Raw genomic sequence first — 19172 nt, forward strand, 5'->3', positions numbered from 1 at the left:
GATTTATTATCCGCCAGTCACAAAAAAGGAATTTGATTGATGCTGATCAGAGATGTTGACCTGAAATTCTACACAGCAAAAGGATACCTTGCCGTTGCTGGCGGCTTCGTTGCCATTGTTCTCCTGACCTGCCTTCTTGGTGGACTTTCAAACGGCGGGCCAGTCGGTGTTATTCTCGGCATTTTCTGCGTCGGGGGCGGCGGATGGCTTGCTCGCAAAATTGCCAGAGCGATCAGCGGTGATCCTCTGGTTTCATTTTCAAAGATGTATGGGGAGATTTTTGCTCACCCGCCTATCCAGATCAATTACCGGCTTGATGTGGATGATTACCTCACCGCCATCTGTTATGATGGTGAATTCCTCTACATCATTGAAAAGAACAAGATGGTCTCTTTGAAATGGAGTGATGTCCGTCAGTGGGACTGGGCAATTATAACGCCACAGAAGCAAACCACGACCGGAGGCTCCCCAGGCCACGCATTTCAGGGTTTTGTCAATGACTCCTTTGCCAATCTGGCGCCCACCCTCAAAGCCATGAAAAACAGTGGTATCCGGTTGACCGTCAAAAATCTCGATCATCCGCAATGGTTCTACAATACAGGCAAGGACAAGAACGCCGAAGCCGTCTGCAGGAAATGGGAAGAAATCTTCCAGCAATTCAATGATGGCACTCTCGCGATTGCACGCTGATCAACGGTAAAGAATAAGGGGACAGAATCATGGGGCCTGGAGAATTAGCGATCATCATGCGTCCCCAGTTCATCAACGCGACATTCCGCGCAGGTGAAGACTGGTATTATGGGATGCTCGAACGCACCCAAGAGGCGAACCGTCTGGCCCAGCATCGCCATTCGTTTGAAGTCGCCAACGCTCGATATGCGGTTGTAAATCACCAGCTTCTCCATGACGCACGCGAGCAAAATGCAAAATGGAAAGCCTTTGCGAACGATCTGGTCAGGAAGCATGATGACTATGCTGTCTTGGCGAAGCGTCTTCTGGATGAAGAAATCGCCGGTCGGAAAGCGGAAACAAACGCGAAGCGCGCGGTAGAACAGCAACTGGCGGATGAGAAGTCCCGTTCGGCCGGCAAGGATAACGAAATCGCGCAGCTTAAACAGGATTGGAATTGGTTTAGCAACACTCTGGATACGACACATGCGGCTCTGACCTCTGAACAGCAGAAGGTGGCGGCTCTTCAGGCAGAGAATGAAAAATTGAGGGCAACACTTTCTGCGGCAGAAAGCGATCGTCAGCGTCTTCATGAGGACAACGCGGCGTTCCTGTCTGCCGCTGATCATTTTGAACAAAAATGCAAAGACCTGAAATCTGATCTGGCGCGAAGCCAACAGGCTCTACAAGAGGAAGAGGCCGAGCATCTGAGCCTTTCTCATGATCTTCGAGACGCCCGCCTAGTCAATGAAGCGCTTTCATCCGCCCCCCTGTTGGCCCTCTCGTTAATGGAACAGACACGCGCGTTGTGGGCGGCTCAGGGCAAGCCTTCCATGATGGAGCACTCTCTTGGGTCGCATTACCGTGTCGACGGTCACCCTTTAACCGTGCGCGAGTATCTTTGGTTTGCAACGCTGATGCGGGAGATGACGGCCCATAATGTCCCAGATCACCTCGTCAGCGCACATTGCCCTGTTGCACAGAGAGGCGGTTTCCTGACCCGTCCCGTCACGATCCAAGAAAAAAGACCCGATTGATCCTCCTGACACCGGAATAAAATGAGGGAATAACCATGGCACAGACTGATCATGCGTCCTCTCCGATGAACCTCTATGCCGGGTGGCTGACGGTTGACGGGCAGTGTTATCCCTTTGGGGCCGAAACCAAGCGGCGTTGTCTCCAGATGATTGCGACATTCATCTGCTCCATGGCTGAAATGCATGCTGAAGATCAGCGCAAATATCCTGATACCGCATTGCTCTGCCCTTATTGGTATTCAGGCGTTTATACAAACTCAGAGATACGCAGACTGGCTTCTGACGAAACTCTTGATCCAGACATGCTCGATGACATGATGCAGCACGCGCTTGATGATTATTTCAGCAATCCGGACATTAAAATAACAGCTCTTGTCTCACCACTCCTCGTCCCAGTCGTTGGTCAGACTGTTGGTGACACTCTGTTTATTGCAATGCTGGATAAAGACCACGACTTTGCTGGCTATGTCACCACGGAGGAGGAAGTGGCCGAACGCTGGCTGACTGACTATATCGCGCAAGTCTTTGGGCCATCTGTGGGGAAACCCGGCATGAGTGTTGATGCAGCAAAAAAATATATTAAGGGCTCAGGGCTTATACACATTTGCCCCCTTCCTCTTTCTCCTAACCTCAAGATGCTCCTTTCCTTGGCGGCCCTGACCCCACAGGCCGCCTGAAAACAGCATCCTTATTCTCTTAAATCTGAACTTTCGATTCCGCGCGTCTGCACCCGGGAAACGAGAATTTTATGGTCAGAATATCCCAGAAATCCGCCATTTTCTGAAAAATTATTTTCTCTGAACAATTTTTTTGACAGAAAAAATTTGCACGAAAAATGAGATCCAACCGCACATCTCTTAGACTCAAGGAGTGTATAACGTTTTAAGGAAGCCTATATCATGTCTAATACTTACCCAAACTGGAATGGTTACGACTTGCGCCTGTCTGTCACAACACAGCAGACCCTTCAGGCCATGCAGACACAGGCTGCCGAAAACGCGTTCCTGAATGATCTGCTCTTCATCACCCTTGACGACAGACCTGTCCGCAAGCTTCTGGGCAATCTGGAAGCATTGCGTCCGGATCCAGAAAACACACTGCTGATCCAACCTCTCACAAGTCTCTCAGGTGCCAGTCTGGTCTCCCTCAACCACCCCCACACCGCCCTCGACTTTAAGGATGAGCAGAACATCCTGACCGTCCATGAAACCAAAATCCTCCAATGGGCTTCAAAAACCCTTGATCAGAACGGTGAAAACATCTTCATCGCCATGATCGCCGCCCGCCTGTTCATGGGCGCACGCCCTGGTGCGCTTCATACCTATCGGGCACAGGTTGATGTCGACCGGATCCTGCCGGCCCTTCCTAATACGATGACCCTTATGGCGTTTCTGGGAGAACGACCCGAGGAGGTCCCAAACTGGGAAGATCTGCTGGATGCTTTTGCCCGCGCAACAGACATCGGAGACAACAGGATCGGGCGTTTGTCGTTCCTTTTGGCCAATGTCCTGTTTTCTGTCATGGAAAACCTGCCGGATGCTTATCATGTTGCAGAGCGCTCCAAAGGTTTCCTCGACAGAACAGGGGAGATCGAAAATCGTCTTTTCAGCATTCTGGACACAATTCCCCACTGCTATTTCCAGCCCTTCACGACTCCGCCGACACATTTCACACGCCCCCCTCTGGGAAGCAGTGGCAGAATAACAACCAGCAAAGGACCAGGCCCCAAACAAGTCCGTTCTCGTTCTCCAAGGCCCCGGTGGTGATAACACCACCCCATATTACCACCCTGGTTCATGACGCGGCCCTTGAGGCCGCGTTTCTTTTATCGCTTCCTTCTTCCACACCTCTTCTTGTCTTTGGTCCTGTGCAGACACACGATGTGACACTCCATCAGATCTCTGTTTTGCAAAAGACCTGGAAATTTGCGGCAGAAAAGAGGGATCTTGTCTTGGTTGGGCAAATACGGCCTCTGACGCGATCGTCCGCGTCCTGATCTCATGCGCCACGGCCTCTTCAGCCGAACGCGCCTCGGCCCATGCCTGCCGGTTCACCACGAAATCAGCCGCATTCTGTTTTCCTGAAGACTGCTGTCCTTCCAGAATAATCTGCCTGATGGCCATTTCTGGTGTCAGGGTCTGCGTTTGTTCGTCCTCCTGATCCAGCGCATCAGGCGCCTCCAACCGACCTGCGCCATCAATATCCACAACCACCCCGTCACGCCGGATCTGGTTCTTTTGATAAAGAAGCGCCATGCGCGCCGTATCGGTATAGAGTGTGCAGCCCTGACGATGCCGCGTCATGGCCACATAAAGCAGTTCCCGATCTAACCCCGCACGATTGAAGACAAAGGCCTGATCCACACTGGCCCCTTGGGCAGAATGAAGTGTCACCGCATAGGCATGTTGCACCTTAATCGGACGTTCTTCTTTGTGCCCCTTGGAATGGTGGCCAACAGGGATCAAATCTGCCCAACGTGTCGTCACCTCAAAACCGCGGTCAAAAACAAGACAGAGAACCGGTTCTCCATCAGGGTCCCGATACGCCTCCTTCACCGTTGCCAGATCATTATTGCGCACCAGATGCGCCCCGGCCTTTAGGGTTTCTCCAAAGATGAGCCGATCACCAGCAACCAGAGGCAAGGCTTCGACGACGGATTTGCGTCCACGCGCTGTTGCCTCAACGGTAATCTCACACGCGCCAGCATGGTCCCCCTTACTGATCAGCGGAGAACGTAACGCCTGATTAAGGGCTTTCACTTCAGCATGAGTGCGGGCCAGAACCAGCCGTGTATCATTGGGGTTTTCACTGACATCCTGACAGACCGCATCAACCAATGTCTGCTGCAACGCCTCGCCTTCCCCTACGATGATGCGACCATGGGCGTCATAAGACCTTACCGCCTGTTCGACCTGCCCGGCGGCCAAAGCCTGACTGGCCTGTCTTTGCCACATCTCTTTCTGGCGCCTGATGGCTTCCAGTCTTTGTGTCCCCAGTGTCTCCGCCAATAACCGCATAGGAGATCCGGGAGCCACCGGTTTGAGTTGCCGTGTGTCCCCCGCCACAATGACCTTGGCTCCCGCTTTGGACGTCACCTCAAGAAGCTCCGCCATTTCCATGGTGCCAACCATGCCGCCCTCATCAAGGATCACCACATCATGGCGCGCTAATGTTATGGCCTGCGCATGATCAGGATCTTTCAGACGATTCAGAAAACTCCGCAGCACAGCAGCCTGTGCCGAGGGTGTTTGCGTATCCTGCGCAATGACAGAGGCCGCTTGATGGGAAGGCGCTGTTACCCAGACCCGGCAGCCCGCCTCCCGTGCCACGGCTGCCGCTGTTCCCAGACTGTAGGATTTCCCAGTGCCAGCGGATCCTTCAACGACACTCACCCCATCGCGGTTCAGAGCATGGCGCACCAGATCGGCCTGTTCCTCTGAAAGGGTTTCTCTCTTTGCCAGAACGCCTTCCAGTCTGTCTCGTGACACAAAGACCCGTTCATCGCGACAATTGGTGGCAAGACGCACAAGCGCACGTTCCGCATTGATCACCTCTGGTGTGGCGTAATGCAGGTTTCTGGTCTGGGAGAGAGCGTTCCCCGTCACCTCAATCAGATACTCCGACCAACGGGCCGCATGGGCTTCTTCCAACGCCTGTGCCAACGTCCGCCTGCGTCCCTGACAGTGTTCCAAAACTGTGCCGATCAGATGGCGATCTTCAAACACGGCGTCTGTCTGGGTCAGTTCCTCAAGGGCGCAGGTAAATACCGTTTGGGGACCCTGTGATGGAACCTCTTCCAAGTCTGTCGCGGCCAAAGCACACTCCCATAGAGCCTCTGGTGTCCATCCCTCCTCCCGGACTTCCCGTTCCCACCGCGTCCGCAAAACGGCCCGTGAGGGCAGGTCTGACTTGGCCCCGCGCGTGTTCCGGGAAATATGTTCAGCCGCTTCCCTATGATGGGCTGTCTGTATCCCTCTATGATGCGCTTCCTGTTCAATCGCCGCCCGTCTCTTTGAGAAACGCTCCTCCACACTGGGCGCCACACCGGCCACACGGAAATTCCGACCATCCTTGAGTGTTGTCAGACCAAGATCCCGCTCCAGCGCCTCACTCAATGCCAAACGATAGACGGCGCCCATTTCCTGTTGGTGCAAAAGCAGTTCCCGATTATCAAGCGTGCCGGTTGAGCCATCTTTACGGCGACACACATTCATCAACACGGCATGCGTATGGATTTGGGGATCCCCCGCACGACTGGTGGTGTGCAGAAATGTCCCCGCCATTAATTCGGCGGGCGTTTCTCTCTGACTGCCATTATGACCCCTGCGTGTAACAATCAGGCCTGTTGTAAAGGCATACTCAAGTGCCGCAAAAACGGCCTTTTCTTGCGCGGCCTCAATACGATTACGTTGGCTCTCTGTTCCCATGGCCCACAAAACCGATACTGATTTGGGGGCCGCAAATTGCAGATCATACCCCACACGACGTTGCCCTTTGCTCTGAACTAGAGCCTGCCCCGTCAACGGATCGTATCCCCTCGCCAATGCCCTGAAATCAGATGGACTGACCTCTGCCTTTTGCTCGACAAATGGAAGGCTTTGTCCAGGAAGTTTACAAACCGTGGTCCACCAGATGCCAGGTTTTTCACCGGTGCCATTATCCAGATAATAGGCAGCCCGATCCCGTCCTGACCAATCACCACGTTTCCGAGGAGCACGCGCAAGACGTTCCCCCTTCCCTGTCAAAACGCTTTGCGCCGTGAGATCCTCATTCACTGCGTCAATATAATATTCGACATCCGATAAGGGCGTGCAGGTAAACATGCTTTTATGTCCTGAGAAGACTACTTGTCTGATCAGGATAGCGCCGCCTGAAAAGGATCACCTGTTCCTCTCAGGCCACATCAGGAAGACCGGCAGAAAGCTCAAAAGAATTCCACATAATGCTCGGAATCCTCCGCAAAACTATCTGAAATGCCTGACGATCCTTCACAATGGATTCCGCGAAACAAACGGCTCTTTCCTGCCGGAAAATATGCACCGTCTCTTCCTAAAAGCATCGAAGATGCGTGGTGTGTTGCTAATTTCTAAAGGGAACGGGAACAATACAAAGGACTGTCTGAAACCAGACCATGTCTTCGAAGATATGAAGGTCGCAATGAGGGCGGATACACTCTGCGTATCAGGATCCTGTCAGGTCATGGAAAAAGAAGATGCTCTTTTATTCTATGACACCCTGTTCCCTGAAACTCTGGTGCATCACAGGAGGGATACTCATGCCCCGTAAAGACAAGATTTCTTCAGTTACAATGGCTGGCACGATTGAAGATCTGATTGCCGATCTGGAAAACGAACGCAAAGAGCGTGCCGCCAGAAAACCGGCCACAGCCTTTGGTGTCATCACACAGATTTATCCAACCCTTCTCAGGATGAAGGCCGATGGCTGGTCAGATATGGAAATCTGCACCACGCTCAAAACACGGGGCATCACCCTCAGCCCCGGAACACTCTCTACCTACATGAAGAAAATTGGTCGGGAAAAACGAACCATAAAGCCAAAACCACCGCGCACACCCAAAGTGGATTCCGCGACACCGTCTCCTCCATCGCCTTCCATGCGCGGCTTTATCTCCCAGCCACCGCCACTTCTGGACGCCTGAGGTCATCTCGACCTCCCAGTGTCGTCTCATCACCCCTGTCACGATCTGAGTTTTTCATAAGACGACCCTACACTCTTGATTGGGAAGGCACTGAAGCCATCCCAATCAAAAGGACATAGGTTTATGAAACAGGCTGTCAAACGCCTCGTGCTGATCGTTTCTGGCAAAGGCGGCGTTGGGAAAACAACCTTTGCCCGCCTTCTGGTCGATACTTATCACACCCGAAAAATACAGGCCTCCCTCTTTGACGCTGATGGTCAGGTGGGTGGTCTGGCCCGCACCTATCAGGATCTGGGTGTTCTGTTTTACGACCTGAGGCAGGAGAGAGAACGCGACACGCTTCTCAATTCCGTTGATACCGACAAGGCCGTCATTCTGCATGATCTGCCGGGGGGATCACGGTTTGAAATTTCGAAGATCATTGATACCGGCGATGGTAAAAGCGTCGAAGGGTTTCTGACCGCCCTGACGGGAAACCATGTCCGTCTTACCCTTGTGCATCTTCTGGATCATGAGATCGAGAGTGCCCAATCCGTCGGCCAGTATCTGGAAACCTTCGGCACAGATCTGGTCGACCATGTCGCCGTTCTCAATCTCCGGGAAAGCCGCGACCTGCGCAATGACTTCCCATACTGGTATGGTCATGAGGTCTCAGGGCAACGCCGTTACGGTAAAGCGCGAGAGCGCCTCCTCTCTGCGGGCGGTGTGGAAATCACCATGCCCGGTCTCCACGCGGCCACCCGCGCCAAGGTCAACGCCCTGAACCTTCGATATGCTCAATGTCTGAAGCACCCGGACCTGACCATTACAGAACGGAGTGCCGTCTCTCGCTTTCTGCGCGACTTTCATAAAGGTCTAACCCCGGCAGCAACCTTTCTTGGTCTGGAATGAGGAGGAGGCAGCCATGACGATTTTTGACGATACGGCCAAGGCCCTGAAGATGTCTCCCAAAGACCGCAAATGTGTCTGGGCCACTCTGGGGGATCTGGGCCTGAGCCCGGATGATCCGGAAGTCGTGCGCCTCTTGGTCACAGAATACACTAAAACAACCCTGAACGCGCTCTCTGCCGATCTGGAACAGGCGACGACCAAAGTCCTCCGCGCTTTTGAAACCGCCCAGTCTCAGACAGAGGCAAGCGCTCAGGCCCGTCTTGCCGCCCGACAGGCTGAACTGGCCCAGACCCTGGCACAAACGATTGCCACCTGCCTCGAAGACAGTCTGGAACGACAGACATGCGTGAAAGAGCAACACCTCATGATCACACAGTGGGGCATAGGGCCGGTTTTGGTCGGGCTGGGAGTCTGGTTGGCAAAACTCTGGGAAGGCGGTTCTGCCGGCACGTATGACACACTATCCGTCTGGCTGGCGTCTTACGACCCGTGGGCGCTTTTGGCCGCAGGTCCAATGCTGTTTGTGATCCTGCGTCTTCTCATTGGCTGGACGATTAGAAACCGCCTGATCAGAGCCCTTCTGGTGCTGCCTCCCCTTGACGAGGTGCGTCGCTGGAGGAAAGACCGCGATTAAGAACCTCACGAAACCAAAGCCCTGAGGGGAGCGCTTTACGCCTCCCCTTTTTTATTGCTCCCCCAGATGCGGCCTGCCCCCTCATTCTGGCAGACAAACCTCTCCTGCGCGCAGACCGTATCAGTTTTTCTAAAAGACGAAGCCAGTCATCATCCAAAAGGCTGAGACCCCTCTGGACGCTGATCAAATGGTATAGACGCGCATAGGACTGGAATAAGACAGGGGCGTTTTCAGATATGACGCCTCACATCACCCTGTTTGGCACGCATGGCCACCTCAGCCGCCATGATTTCTAGCCAGAGCGCACCTCCTAAAACCCCGTCATCAACACGGTCTGTCCTCAGCCGAGGAGAGTTAGCATACATAAAGCTGGTTCTAACGTCAGGATTATGCCGAGGCGCAAAGAGACGCGCCAAAGCGCCCGATGGCCGCCCAAACCAGCCGTTCTTCTGAGCCCATCCCAAGGCCTGCAGGTGATGGCGTCGGAGAAGACCGAGGTTACGCTTTCCCTGTTCTGTTACAGGCGTCAGGGTGAAATTCTTGACCAGCGTATGGGGCTGCCAGATACCGACTGCAGTCGGTGAAGGGCGTTCCCGAGCCACAATCATATTTTCAACCGGCGCTTTTTTCTCACCCGGTCCTACGCTTTCCTTCGGTACGCTTCCCTTCGGAAAGGGAGAGCCATCCGCACCAGACAGGATGCGCGAAGTCAATTTCTTGGTTCTGACCAACTCATGACCAGGGCTAGGGTTCATGGGCGTTGGAACGGCTTTCTTCCGGACCACCTTCTCCCCCTGTGTTTTGAGCCCTTTCCGAAAGGCAGAAAAACCCTCTTTGGGAGTTATGTTCCGCATTCCATTCAGTTCTTCAAGAAACCAGATTGCCGCTTCATCACTCAGGTCAGAAAAGAGAATTTCATCTGGCTTTGTCCGCTCTGCCTTATACAGCTTGGCCATGTAATCCATGGTGTCGCTATGAGAGCGGACAGGACCATCAATATAGAAACCGAGCTGAAATTTTTTCCTTACGATCTGACAAAACTCTGTCCAGATCTCCTTGGGCATCGGTGTGTTTAGAGTATAGAAAAAATTCACATGCCCATTGACCTTAACATCTCGTTTGGAACAGCGGGCGAAAGCAAAGTCATTCATGAGCAAATGAATTTGAAATCCAAATTGCACATAAGCACTGTTTTTATACCAATAGAGCATTCGGCTGATACGAGCCCTTAATTTCTTCATCTCTTTTTTCAGGTCACCATAAACGCCAATATGCACTTTTGAGGTAAATGTACCGACGCAAAGCGGTATGACAGGGACAAGTCCTCTCGAAGAACTCTTGTCATCCCCGTTTTTTGGAGCACGGCGTTTTTTCGGGAAGGTGAGCGTATGAAAATACAAAAGATCGTCTGCTAACTGCCGCCGGATACCATAGGCCTGCGAAGGAATGAGCAACGTGCGACGCAGACGAATGCCCGGCAGATGTTCAACCGCCAAGGTCACTTCGCACACACGATCTATCTCCTCTGTCTTCGTATGGGTCGCAAGACCTGCTTCTTTCATAAGACGGAGAGGACGGGCATCCATATTACGGAGGCGTTCACGCAAGTCATGATCCATACCGGTTTTGCGTCCCGTCCATGGGGCTGCCAATTCCGCAAATGTCGCGCATCGTTTCCGAAAAGAGACCATGATCCACCTCCTGAGAGAGTTCCATTACACGGGCCTGACATATCCAAGGCCTTATGGAAGGATCATAGCGTAGGAAATTGGCGATTTCATGTTTTGTTCTTGATAACAATTAAGGCTATCGTCATGGTTCTGAAGACAAAATCAGGTCAAGCCAAATCAAGAATACCTCCTGACAAGTCCTGAATGCTCTGCCTCCAATCATGGACGCACGACAGGACAGGGAATCACATAATCGTGAGCACTGTTTAACGCCTTCCAAAGCATGAGGAGGCAGTTTTGATCGTCGATCAGATTTTAACAGACGCTTACCCGCCGATACGATTACACTTCATTTGTATGAACGTATGTAATACATATGTTCATACAAATAAGGGAGATCTTCCATGTCTGCTGTTACATTTCGGGTAGATGAAACGCTGAAGGCGGCTGCCGTTGAGAAACTATCGGCGCAAGGCATCTCTCTTTCTGATGCATTGCGCGATACCCTGGCCTACATCGCAGAAACCGGCCGGTCCCCCGTTAAACGTCAGCTTGTCACGGATGAGGATGCCCACCTCCTCGAAATTGTTCGTGAACGCCTCAAAAACCCTGCCTCAAAACACCGTATGACTTTTGCAGAGGTGAAGAGCCGTCATCGCGAATGAAAGAGTATTCGCTTGAATTCGATGAGAGGGCATTGAGAGAATGGGATGCGCTCGACGGGAATTTGGAAAGTAGCTGGTAAAATTGGAGGTTCGAAAAACCCTCTGTTTTCATGCACACCAGATGTATAACCCACCGATATTGCGATTAGGTGAAAAATCAGAAAACAAGATTCTTTTGTCCTTCCAAATCACTGTAGTAACGTCCATCTCGTCTGCCTGATGCCTAGCCTACAAAGAGATGAAGAAGAATCGAGGATTCTCATACCACGATCGGCACCTGTGGCTGGAGCAGAATATGGTTGCGAACTTCCGTGTAGATCTGCGCTGCACCGGGCATTTCGATCGTAACGGCGAGACCGAAAGTCACCGCCTCATCGATCGGCACCCCCTGATCTTTTTCCCGTTGAATCTGGAGCGGAATGGTGGGACCAATGGCAAGATCACCGATCTTCGCACCGCACCAACGGCGATGAACAATGGTGCCGCCCTCGGACTGGCTGTTCGATGGTTGCCCTGTGGTAGTGGTAATACCAACGCTGTTCAGTGCATCCTGCCCCAGTGCCGCGATCTTAAGCTTGACAGCACGATAAGTGAGATACCCAGGCCGGACTGGCGCAATCCAAGCGAGCGTGACCCGCACCTCACGATGATCCGCCTGTGCACCTAACAACGCCGGAACCGGAACATCGAAGGCAATCGCACCTTCGGGCTCAAGCTTACCCGTTGCCCATAAGGTCGCACGGTCATCAGTACAGGCGACAGCATCGTCAGGATCCATGAAACCATAGCCGAGATACCGACAGACCTCACGACGCCAATGCTCATGATGCATCGTGCCATGGGGATCAACAATGGGCCGAATGAAATGCTCGGCATCACGCCAAGAGGCGCAATGCACGAGCATGGCCTTGACAAGCGCAGCACGTTCGCCGGACGGCATTTGTCCAATCAATTGCGGATATGCACGTTCCAGCCCATCAAATATACGATGCGCGGTGTGCGTAGCAAGAGCGTTAGCGCCACTAGTGCCAATCGTGAAATGGGTGCCAGTAGCCGCATCACTGTCAGGGGAAGCTACCTTCAGCCCCCAAAAGCGACTAGGATTGGGGTGACTGAATAGGGTCAGCGGAGGCGCACTCGGATCGAAGCGTACGGGCTGACGACCGCCTGCGACCAATATATCGGGTTTAGTGCTGCGACGATAACCCAATCCCAACCGTGAAGAAAGATTGGGCATCTCCTGACCGGAATAGGGCATGAACGGACTTCCCCCGGCGAACGGGACGACGATAGCATCTCGATGCCAAGCTCCAATGGTGAGCGCGTTGAGACTATCAGCCGGGGCGAGCAGACGTCGTTCGGCCTTCAGGCTATCGAGCGCACGCAACACTGCCTTATTGCGATCAAGCGGAGGGGCTGCGTGGAAGGCTGCTGCATTGGCATAACCTTCCACCGTGATTGGTTCGCCGATATTGCCAGCGCTGACCAGAAAGAGGATGCCATAATTATAAGACAGATAGTCGAGCGCACGACCCCAAGTGGAAATTTTACCCGCGAACGGGCGGGTGCGGTCCCCCAGTGATAGATTGACAATAAAAACCTGCGATCCGCCGCCTACCCGCATCTGCATAACTGCCTCGACAATCACGTCGATCACAAGCCGGTCGTCGTCAAACAGTTCATCGCCGAAAGCGGGCGCGTACATCACCGGGCGGAAGTAAACACGCCGACTGATCGGGGATGGAGAATCATTGAGGTCGCCATGCACCGCTAGCGACGCCATGGCGGTGCCATGAATACGCGCTCCAACAGCTTTGGCTTCAAGGTCTGCGGGATCATCGACTAAAAGTCGTCCGGCGAGTAGCGGATGCGCTTGGATCGGCACTGCGTCAAAGACGGCGGCTATCGGTTCCCCTACCTCTGGTGGGAATGGCACAGTAGTCAGGGCGTCGCTATCGCCGGTTTCAATTGGTGTACCGATGCTTTGGGGTACGATCACTGCAACAGGATCGGTACCCGCGAGCGAATGAGGATCGAGTGCGGCGATGCGCCGAATTTCACTAGCGGGAATATCAGCCAGCACCGCGTGATACGCAAAAGCGGGATGTATGGCACGGTCAATCACAGCACCACCTGCCGCCACTATCGCTGCGGTAATCGTCCTTTCGACCGCAACACGATCCGTCTCAGCCTGACGGAAAACCAATTCAATTTCGACCCGAACCGGAAAATCGTCAGGCGCACCGTCCACCACTGCCTCGAAATAAGCGCGGTTCTGGGGTGATACGCGGTCCCCTGGCCCCCAGGGACGGATCGCCCTGAGGTGCAGGAAGATGTCGCGCCACGCCGCATAGCCGTAAGGAACGGTGCCAGTCCTTTCCCATCTCTCCCACAGCGACACGAGTTCTCGTAGCGCGGCGAGTTGCGGCACAAGCAAATATAATTCGGGATTATTATCAAACTCATCGGCGGCGAGTTCTTCCTCGCCAGTAAATTCCAGGCCGGTTATGCGCCCAACCGCGGCCGTGAAATTCTGGATGGAGCCGGTGACTTCCAAAACCAACAGACGCTCAGGTGCGAGCGCATTGGGATCGGCGTGGAGCACGAGAGCGGGATTATCAGCATCAAGGACATTGCGCAGGTTACGAAACACCGGACCATAAGCTGCGACTTGGTCGACCCGGCTGAAAGAGCGTTTCTGGCTGCTGCCTCCACCACTGGATCGACGGGAAGTATCTCTGGGATCGTTAAGACGAAGAAAGGGTTTGTTTGGCATCTACTTCGTCTATCCTCACGCGTGTCGACCAGAAATCAATCTGTTCCCGCAGGATGTCACGAAGGTTGCGTGCACCAAGGGAAAGAATATGCTGTCGCCGGATTGTCTGGCACAACTCCAATGCTTCGGCATAGCTGATTGAGCCAAGTTTCATCGCCACTGTTTCAGGACGCATCCCTGGCTCTTCGGGCCACTGGGCGAATTGCCTATCAAGGAAGATTGCCAGTGCATCGCGCGACGGACGCGGCAGCGACAAACGGAGTTGGAAGCGGCGCCAGACTGCACGATCGAGCAATTCTGCATGGTTGGTCGCCGCGACCGTCACGACATAACTGGGCAACTGATCAATCTGCATGAGAAGGAAGGAGACAACACGCTTAATCTCGCCCGTTTCATGGATATCGCCACGCTCCTTGCCGATCGAATCAAATTCATCGAAGAACAGCACACAAGGCACAGTACGCGCATAGTCGAACAGTCGTGCGAGCCGCATGTTAGTTTCGCCGAGATAGGAACCAACCAGCGCATCATAGCGCACGGTGAAGAACTGGACAGCGAGTGCTTCTGCAATTGCCTCGGCGATTGATGTCTTGCCATTCCCAGGAGGCCCAGACAGCAATACCCTATTCCGAGGCTGTAGGCCGTGGGCACGCAGCAGATCAGCACGGTGCTGCTCCTCGATCAATTGCCCGATCTGATGCGTCACCGGTAGCGGAACGATTAGATCTTCAAGCCGCTGACGCGGCTCAGTTTCAAGGATGGAATCACGCCCAGCATGACTACTTGAGACCGCGCGTACCGGCGATGCAACTGTCACAGTGTTCAAGGCACGCTGAAGCCGGTCGGCCAGAACATTATGGTTCTTGTTCCGTTCGTCGGCAACTACAGCTTCGACCGATGATCGTAACGCGGCCTGATCGCCGGTTACACCCGCCCGCACGATCGACAGGAGAAGATCACTTCTCGCCAAACCCTTTTTCCGTCCTTTTTCGCTTGATGTTGTTCGTGATGGTATCATAATGCGCCAGAAACGTCACGGGATGTGACGGACAAATCCGTATTTTTCACCTTGAGAGGTTTCCCGTTCGGTTGCCATGTTTTTCTAGGTAGCGCCATCGGGCAGCTAACCACCGCCTCCAGCCATTTCAAATAATCTGAAACACTCAATACTTGCCAATTTTCTTTTGGGAGCCGTGTGCAAATGTTATGATGCTTGACACGAGAAGCACATGACTGACCAGTCGACATGTAGACGCCTTATCGGCAATTATGTCAGGCGCAGATGTCCGCAACAGTTGGTCTAAACAACTGAGATCAGATCGGTAGCCGTTATAAACATGAGCGTTGCGAGTGGCTGCTTGCCTTCATTCCTTCCCGATAACCGGCTAATTACTTCCCTGCATCTACCGATCTTTTCCTAATCGACACAACGTCACGAAACAATACTCGAATTTGAAAGCACAGAAAGTGGCTTTTTCGGAATTCGAATCGTTTGCCCAGCGAATAAATCATCAGCCGTTTCCATTACATCCTTATTAGCTTCGAAGATAATTGGATAAAGCTCAGCATCCCCATAATATTTTTCTGCATAAGCACTCAAGGTATCCCCGCTTTTCACGACAATTGTTTCGATCAAATCAGTCGGGGCAACAAACACCCATGGTGTAAGCATCGCCAGTTCACTCTTAACCCTCTCAAGGCTTTTGGGCCGATACGTCTTACCGTCTGGAAACTGAGAAGCTGGGGCTTGCCAGCGACGAACAGCACTAACCGACATCTGCCATACATGATCAGGACCCGCACGATCCGTTTTGATCACCTGAGTTGGACTCCAAGTCGGATTCTTGACGTTATTAATTGGTGCAAGCCAGTTTGGATGAAAGCCGTCAATCCGAGTACCTAGGGCAGTATCCAAATGAAGACCTGCCTCTTTTGCCCCCTTGAGAACCCAAGCGAGCGCATCATCTGACAAACCCCTGATATCACCGCCACCTCCAACTGAACCATGAACGCCAGGAAACCATCGCTCTTGATAGGGTGCCTTTGGGTTTTCATCGTTAAACCCACGTCTTCGGTTGAAATGAGTTACTTCCCCAAGAGGCACAGAAGGGAAAAGTTTTCTACGTTCGTCTAAGGCAACTGCATGCCGCGCATTCTTGACGAAGTCATCAAGCGCTACATCATGAAAGCGCTTATTTTTATTCAGTATTTTACTAAAGGGAAGGTTTTCCGGCAACCCAAGAGCTGACACTGTATCCCATACACCTAGATACTGGATCGACATAATCGGCGCAGTACCAGCTGTATAAGTCGCAATATTAGCACACCGCCAATCGTCATCTTCTTGATCGACGCAAACATCACTAGAGTAATCCGCGCGAAATCGTCGAAGATTTTCCTCAAAACCATCCTTTTCATCAAGTCGATGGCGATAGAGTTCAAGAGCTTGATCTATGCGCCCTGCATGTAGCCGACGAAGCGGCCCCACATGCCTGATAAAGCCAATAAAAGACCGAGCACTGAAGGCACCACGAGAGAAACCGAAGACATATATTTCATCTCCTGGATCATAGTTGAAAATTAAAAAGCGATACGCTGCACGGACGTGTTCGATCAGTCCCGAACCAAACATTCCTCCCGTCCAGTGTTCATCGGCGCCCGTGCCGACACCTTCGTCATAATGAATGATCTGAGTGACACCGTCAGCGGTAATTCTTTGAATACTAGCAGCTGTCAGCACGACATTGGTCGGTGTATACTCATTCAAGGTATTCCAAGTACCATCGAAGCAGAAAACCAAACGTTTCATTTCCATTTTATCCTTGAATTTGTCGACAATTTACGCATCATTTAAATAAATTCTTTAGCTATTTTAATATAAGTCAATAACGAGACCATTTAAATACCATCGAGCATCCATCCTTTCTCGCCTACAATCGATATGCAACAGCAAGCTATAACTTTTCATAAATCGATTACCCCTTCAAGGCTACTGCAACGATCGACTTAAAGATAATGATGACGTTCCTAGAGTTTGTATCCGATATTCATCTCACTAGTTGTTGTGAGATGACTCCAACCAGTAACAGACCTTCGGTTTTCTCCTAAGAAATCCGCCACCCAATTTCAAAGAGAGACTTGAAGAGTCTCTCTCCATATCGACCTAATCCTGAACCCACATTTGCCTTTCCCATAATGTTTGGCGTAGACATTTGACTACACAAAACAAAGGGGAATTTCCCTGGGTAAAAGCCTATGGGCGACTACAATGTGCGGGTTCGAGTCCCGCAGTTCGCACCACTAACCTATTGAAATATAACAGTAAAATGAGAATGTGACGGGTCTGCGGGATTTTCCCGTTTGTCTTCCCAGACTGGGAAACGCAGATGCTCCGCCTTATCGGCTCTCACTACCATTTCCGCCGGGCTGTGCCCGTTGCCGTTCAGGCCAGACTGGGCCGAACCGAAATTTCTCTCTCCTTGCAGACTCAGAGTAAGCTGGTGGCCCGCGAACGGGCAGCAGCCCTTTACGCCCGAACCGGCGCACTTTTTGAGAAGGCAAAGACGATGGAGACTGACCTGTCCCGTGAAGAACTGATTGCCCTGCTGACTGAACAGGGTAAAATCATCGCGGAACAGGAAGAACTACTCACCCTTGCCGATGATGCCTTCCGGGCCGAAAAACGCGCCCTGCAAGCCGATCACGCCATGACCCTGATGGATCAGGCGCAGAAGGAAGGCTCTTTCATCTCTTTTGCCACAGACTCACTCAAGGCACTGGAAGCACGGCTTCAGAGCATGATGCAGAAAGTCTTTACGGACAGCGCAGTAAGCAAAAAAGAAAAGGACATGCTGCGCGAACAGATCAAAAGCCTTTCCACCCTGATTGTCGATCTGGGCAAACATCGCCCTGCTGGTTTGACGGAGGCACCAGCCGGAAGCCCGGTTGAGAATGAACGGCCCCAAGCCCGCAAACCGACCTCTCCGCCTCTTTCCGTCATGGCAGAAAAATTTGTCTTTGCTGACAAAGACAAGAGCGAAGATACCAAGAAAGCCACGCGCAAAACCGTGACCCTCTTCATTGAAGCCTTCGGGGACATGCCGGTGAAGCAGATCACGGGCACGGTTGCTGGTGAATTTTTCGACCTGCTCTCTGATCTCCCGGCAACACATGGCAAAGGAAGAACCGGCCTTCCCATCCGTGAAGCCGTCGCGCAGGCCCGCGAACGTGGGCAGGAAACAGTCAGCGGAAAGACTGTGAAAAATCATTTCTCCCGTCTGTCCGCTCTTTGGATGCATCTTGTGCAACGCGAGATGGCTGACCGGAATCCATGGGCTGGATGGGATTTCAACATCACAAAGAAGATCGTACGGAGAGGCTGGACAGATGATGAATTGACACGGCTTGCCCATACCCCATGGAATGGCACATCGGTTTCCCGAGCCACATGGGCGGGGATCATCAGTGTTGGCATGTTCACGGGGATGCGTCTGGGCGAAATCTGCAATCTGAGGAAACAGGATATAGAAATTATTGAAGGGGTTCCGTGCTTTCACGTGCGCTCTCACCCGGAAGATAACTGGTCACCAAAGACGTCGGCAGGCACACGGATCATTCCCATTCACTCGCATCTGCTCGCCATGGAAGGGATCGACCTGCTCAGAGATACCGGGGAGCACTACCTGTTCCCTGACCTCACGGTTTCATCGACAGGTGAGCGCGGGGACAATTTTGCTCGGGCTTTCTCGAAGCATAAAAAGCGCATTGGCATCCCGGAAGATGTGACGTTTCATTCCTTCCGCCATACCGTCAGCACGAAACTTCGAAATCAAGAAGCGCATATTCGGGAACTGTGGATCGACACTGTTCTGGGACATGAAGCATCCCATAAATCACAGGGAACAATGAACTACACCAGCGGGATTGACGTTGCCAATCTTCGGCAGGTGATTGAAGCCCTGACCTATCCGCCAGAATGCATCATGCCCTTCTGAAAGGCTTATGGTGACAGTCTCGTTTGCATAAAAAGAAAGTTCGGAAATCAGGCATCTCGATAGGTTACCCTTACAGGGAGCCAGCAGTGTCAAATGGCTACCCAAGGGTAGAATTCGACAAGCTGGTAAGGGGGAGAAATCTCCCCCGTTAACCCCCTCTTTAGAAGGAAAACCAGT

The 19172-nt window shown here is 52.5% G+C and carries 15 protein-coding genes; 10 read left to right on the forward strand and 5 right to left on the reverse strand.

Annotated elements, in window-relative coordinates; genetic code table 11:
- Positions 1-39: 39 nt before the first annotated feature.
- The 4 genes from GOB83_RS06740 (at position 40) to GOB83_RS06755 (ending at position 3472) form a co-directional block, all read left to right on the forward strand.
- A complete protein-coding gene (locus GOB83_RS06740) occupies positions 40-690 on the forward strand; it encodes a hypothetical protein (protein ID WP_165925597.1) in 651 nt (216 codons plus the stop codon).
- A gap of 29 nt (positions 691-719) precedes the next feature.
- Positions 720-1706 carry a hypothetical protein gene (locus GOB83_RS06745; protein ID WP_165925598.1) on the forward strand — a complete coding sequence of 329 codons (987 nt, stop codon included), beginning with the start codon at positions 720-722 and terminating at the stop codon, positions 1704-1706.
- 35 nt (positions 1707-1741) lie between these two features.
- On the forward strand, positions 1742-2383 hold the full coding sequence (locus tag GOB83_RS06750) for a hypothetical protein (protein WP_165925599.1): 642 nt from the start codon (positions 1742-1744) through the stop codon (positions 2381-2383).
- A gap of 297 nt (positions 2384-2680) precedes the next feature.
- Positions 2681-3472, forward strand: a complete 792-nt coding sequence (locus GOB83_RS06755) for a hypothetical protein (protein ID WP_206752410.1) — start codon at positions 2681-2683, stop codon at positions 3470-3472.
- Between the two features lie 15 nt (positions 3473-3487).
- Here the strand turns inward: GOB83_RS06755 and mobF are convergent, their stop codons facing one another.
- On the reverse strand, positions 3488-6529 hold the full coding sequence (mobF, locus tag GOB83_RS06760; protein ID WP_165925601.1) for a MobF family relaxase: 3042 nt from the start codon (positions 6527-6529) through the stop codon (positions 3488-3490).
- On the opposite strand from mobF, the gene GOB83_RS06765 reads away from it, so the two are divergent.
- From GOB83_RS06765 to GOB83_RS06780, 4 genes are all read left to right on the forward strand, one after another.
- Entirely contained in the window at positions 6528-6992 is a 465-nt protein-coding gene (locus GOB83_RS06765; RefSeq protein ID WP_165925602.1) for a hypothetical protein, read from the forward strand. The genes mobF and GOB83_RS06765 overlap by 2 nt on opposite strands.
- A complete protein-coding gene (locus GOB83_RS06770; protein WP_165925603.1) occupies positions 6982-7365 on the forward strand; it encodes a hypothetical protein in 384 nt (127 codons plus the stop codon). Before GOB83_RS06765 ends, GOB83_RS06770 begins: the two co-directional genes overlap by 11 nt.
- Positions 7366-7488: 123 nt before the next feature.
- Complete coding sequence (locus GOB83_RS06775) at positions 7489-8256, forward strand: nucleotide-binding protein (RefSeq protein WP_165925604.1); 768 nt, start codon at positions 7489-7491, stop codon at positions 8254-8256.
- A gap of 13 nt (positions 8257-8269) precedes the next feature.
- The gene (locus tag GOB83_RS06780) at positions 8270-8890 is read left to right on the forward strand and encodes a hypothetical protein (protein ID WP_165925605.1); all 621 of its coding nucleotides are present in this window, start codon (positions 8270-8272) and stop codon (positions 8888-8890) included.
- Between the two features lie 230 nt (positions 8891-9120).
- On the opposite strand, the gene GOB83_RS06785 is transcribed toward GOB83_RS06780, so the two are convergent.
- On the reverse strand, positions 9121-10581 hold the full coding sequence (locus GOB83_RS06785) for a hypothetical protein (RefSeq protein ID WP_165925606.1): 1461 nt from the start codon (positions 10579-10581) through the stop codon (positions 9121-9123).
- A 383-nt stretch (positions 10582-10964) separates the two neighbouring features.
- Here GOB83_RS06785 and GOB83_RS06790 point away from each other — a divergent pair, with 383 nt between their 5' ends.
- Positions 10965-11225 (forward strand): type II toxin-antitoxin system RelB/DinJ family antitoxin, encoded by a 261-nt coding sequence (locus GOB83_RS06790; protein ID WP_165925607.1) that lies wholly within the window; start codon positions 10965-10967, stop codon positions 11223-11225.
- A gap of 259 nt (positions 11226-11484) precedes the next feature.
- Here GOB83_RS06790 and GOB83_RS06795 read toward each other — a convergent pair whose 3' ends face one another.
- The 3 genes from GOB83_RS06795 to GOB83_RS06805 form a co-directional block, all read right to left on the reverse strand.
- Positions 11485-14001, reverse strand: coding sequence for a S8 family peptidase (locus tag GOB83_RS06795; protein ID WP_165925608.1), 2517 nt, complete (start codon positions 13999-14001; stop codon positions 11485-11487).
- Positions 13973-14971 (reverse strand): AAA family ATPase, encoded by a 999-nt coding sequence (locus GOB83_RS06800; RefSeq protein WP_165925609.1) that lies wholly within the window; start codon positions 14969-14971, stop codon positions 13973-13975. Before GOB83_RS06800 ends, GOB83_RS06795 begins: the two co-directional genes overlap by 29 nt.
- A gap of 462 nt (positions 14972-15433) precedes the next feature.
- On the reverse strand, positions 15434-16810 hold the full coding sequence (locus tag GOB83_RS06805) for a phospholipase effector Tle1 domain-containing protein (RefSeq protein ID WP_165925610.1): 1377 nt from the start codon (positions 16808-16810) through the stop codon (positions 15434-15436).
- Between the two features lie 577 nt (positions 16811-17387).
- Between GOB83_RS06805 and GOB83_RS06810 the strand changes: the two genes are divergently transcribed.
- Complete coding sequence (locus GOB83_RS06810) at positions 17388-18995, forward strand: DUF6538 domain-containing protein (RefSeq protein WP_165925611.1); 1608 nt, start codon at positions 17388-17390, stop codon at positions 18993-18995.
- Positions 18996-19172: the final 177 nt, after the last annotated feature.

Source organism: Acetobacter fabarum (genome assembly GCF_011516925.1).
GTDB classification, from domain to species: domain Bacteria; phylum Pseudomonadota; class Alphaproteobacteria; order Acetobacterales; family Acetobacteraceae; genus Acetobacter; species Acetobacter fabarum.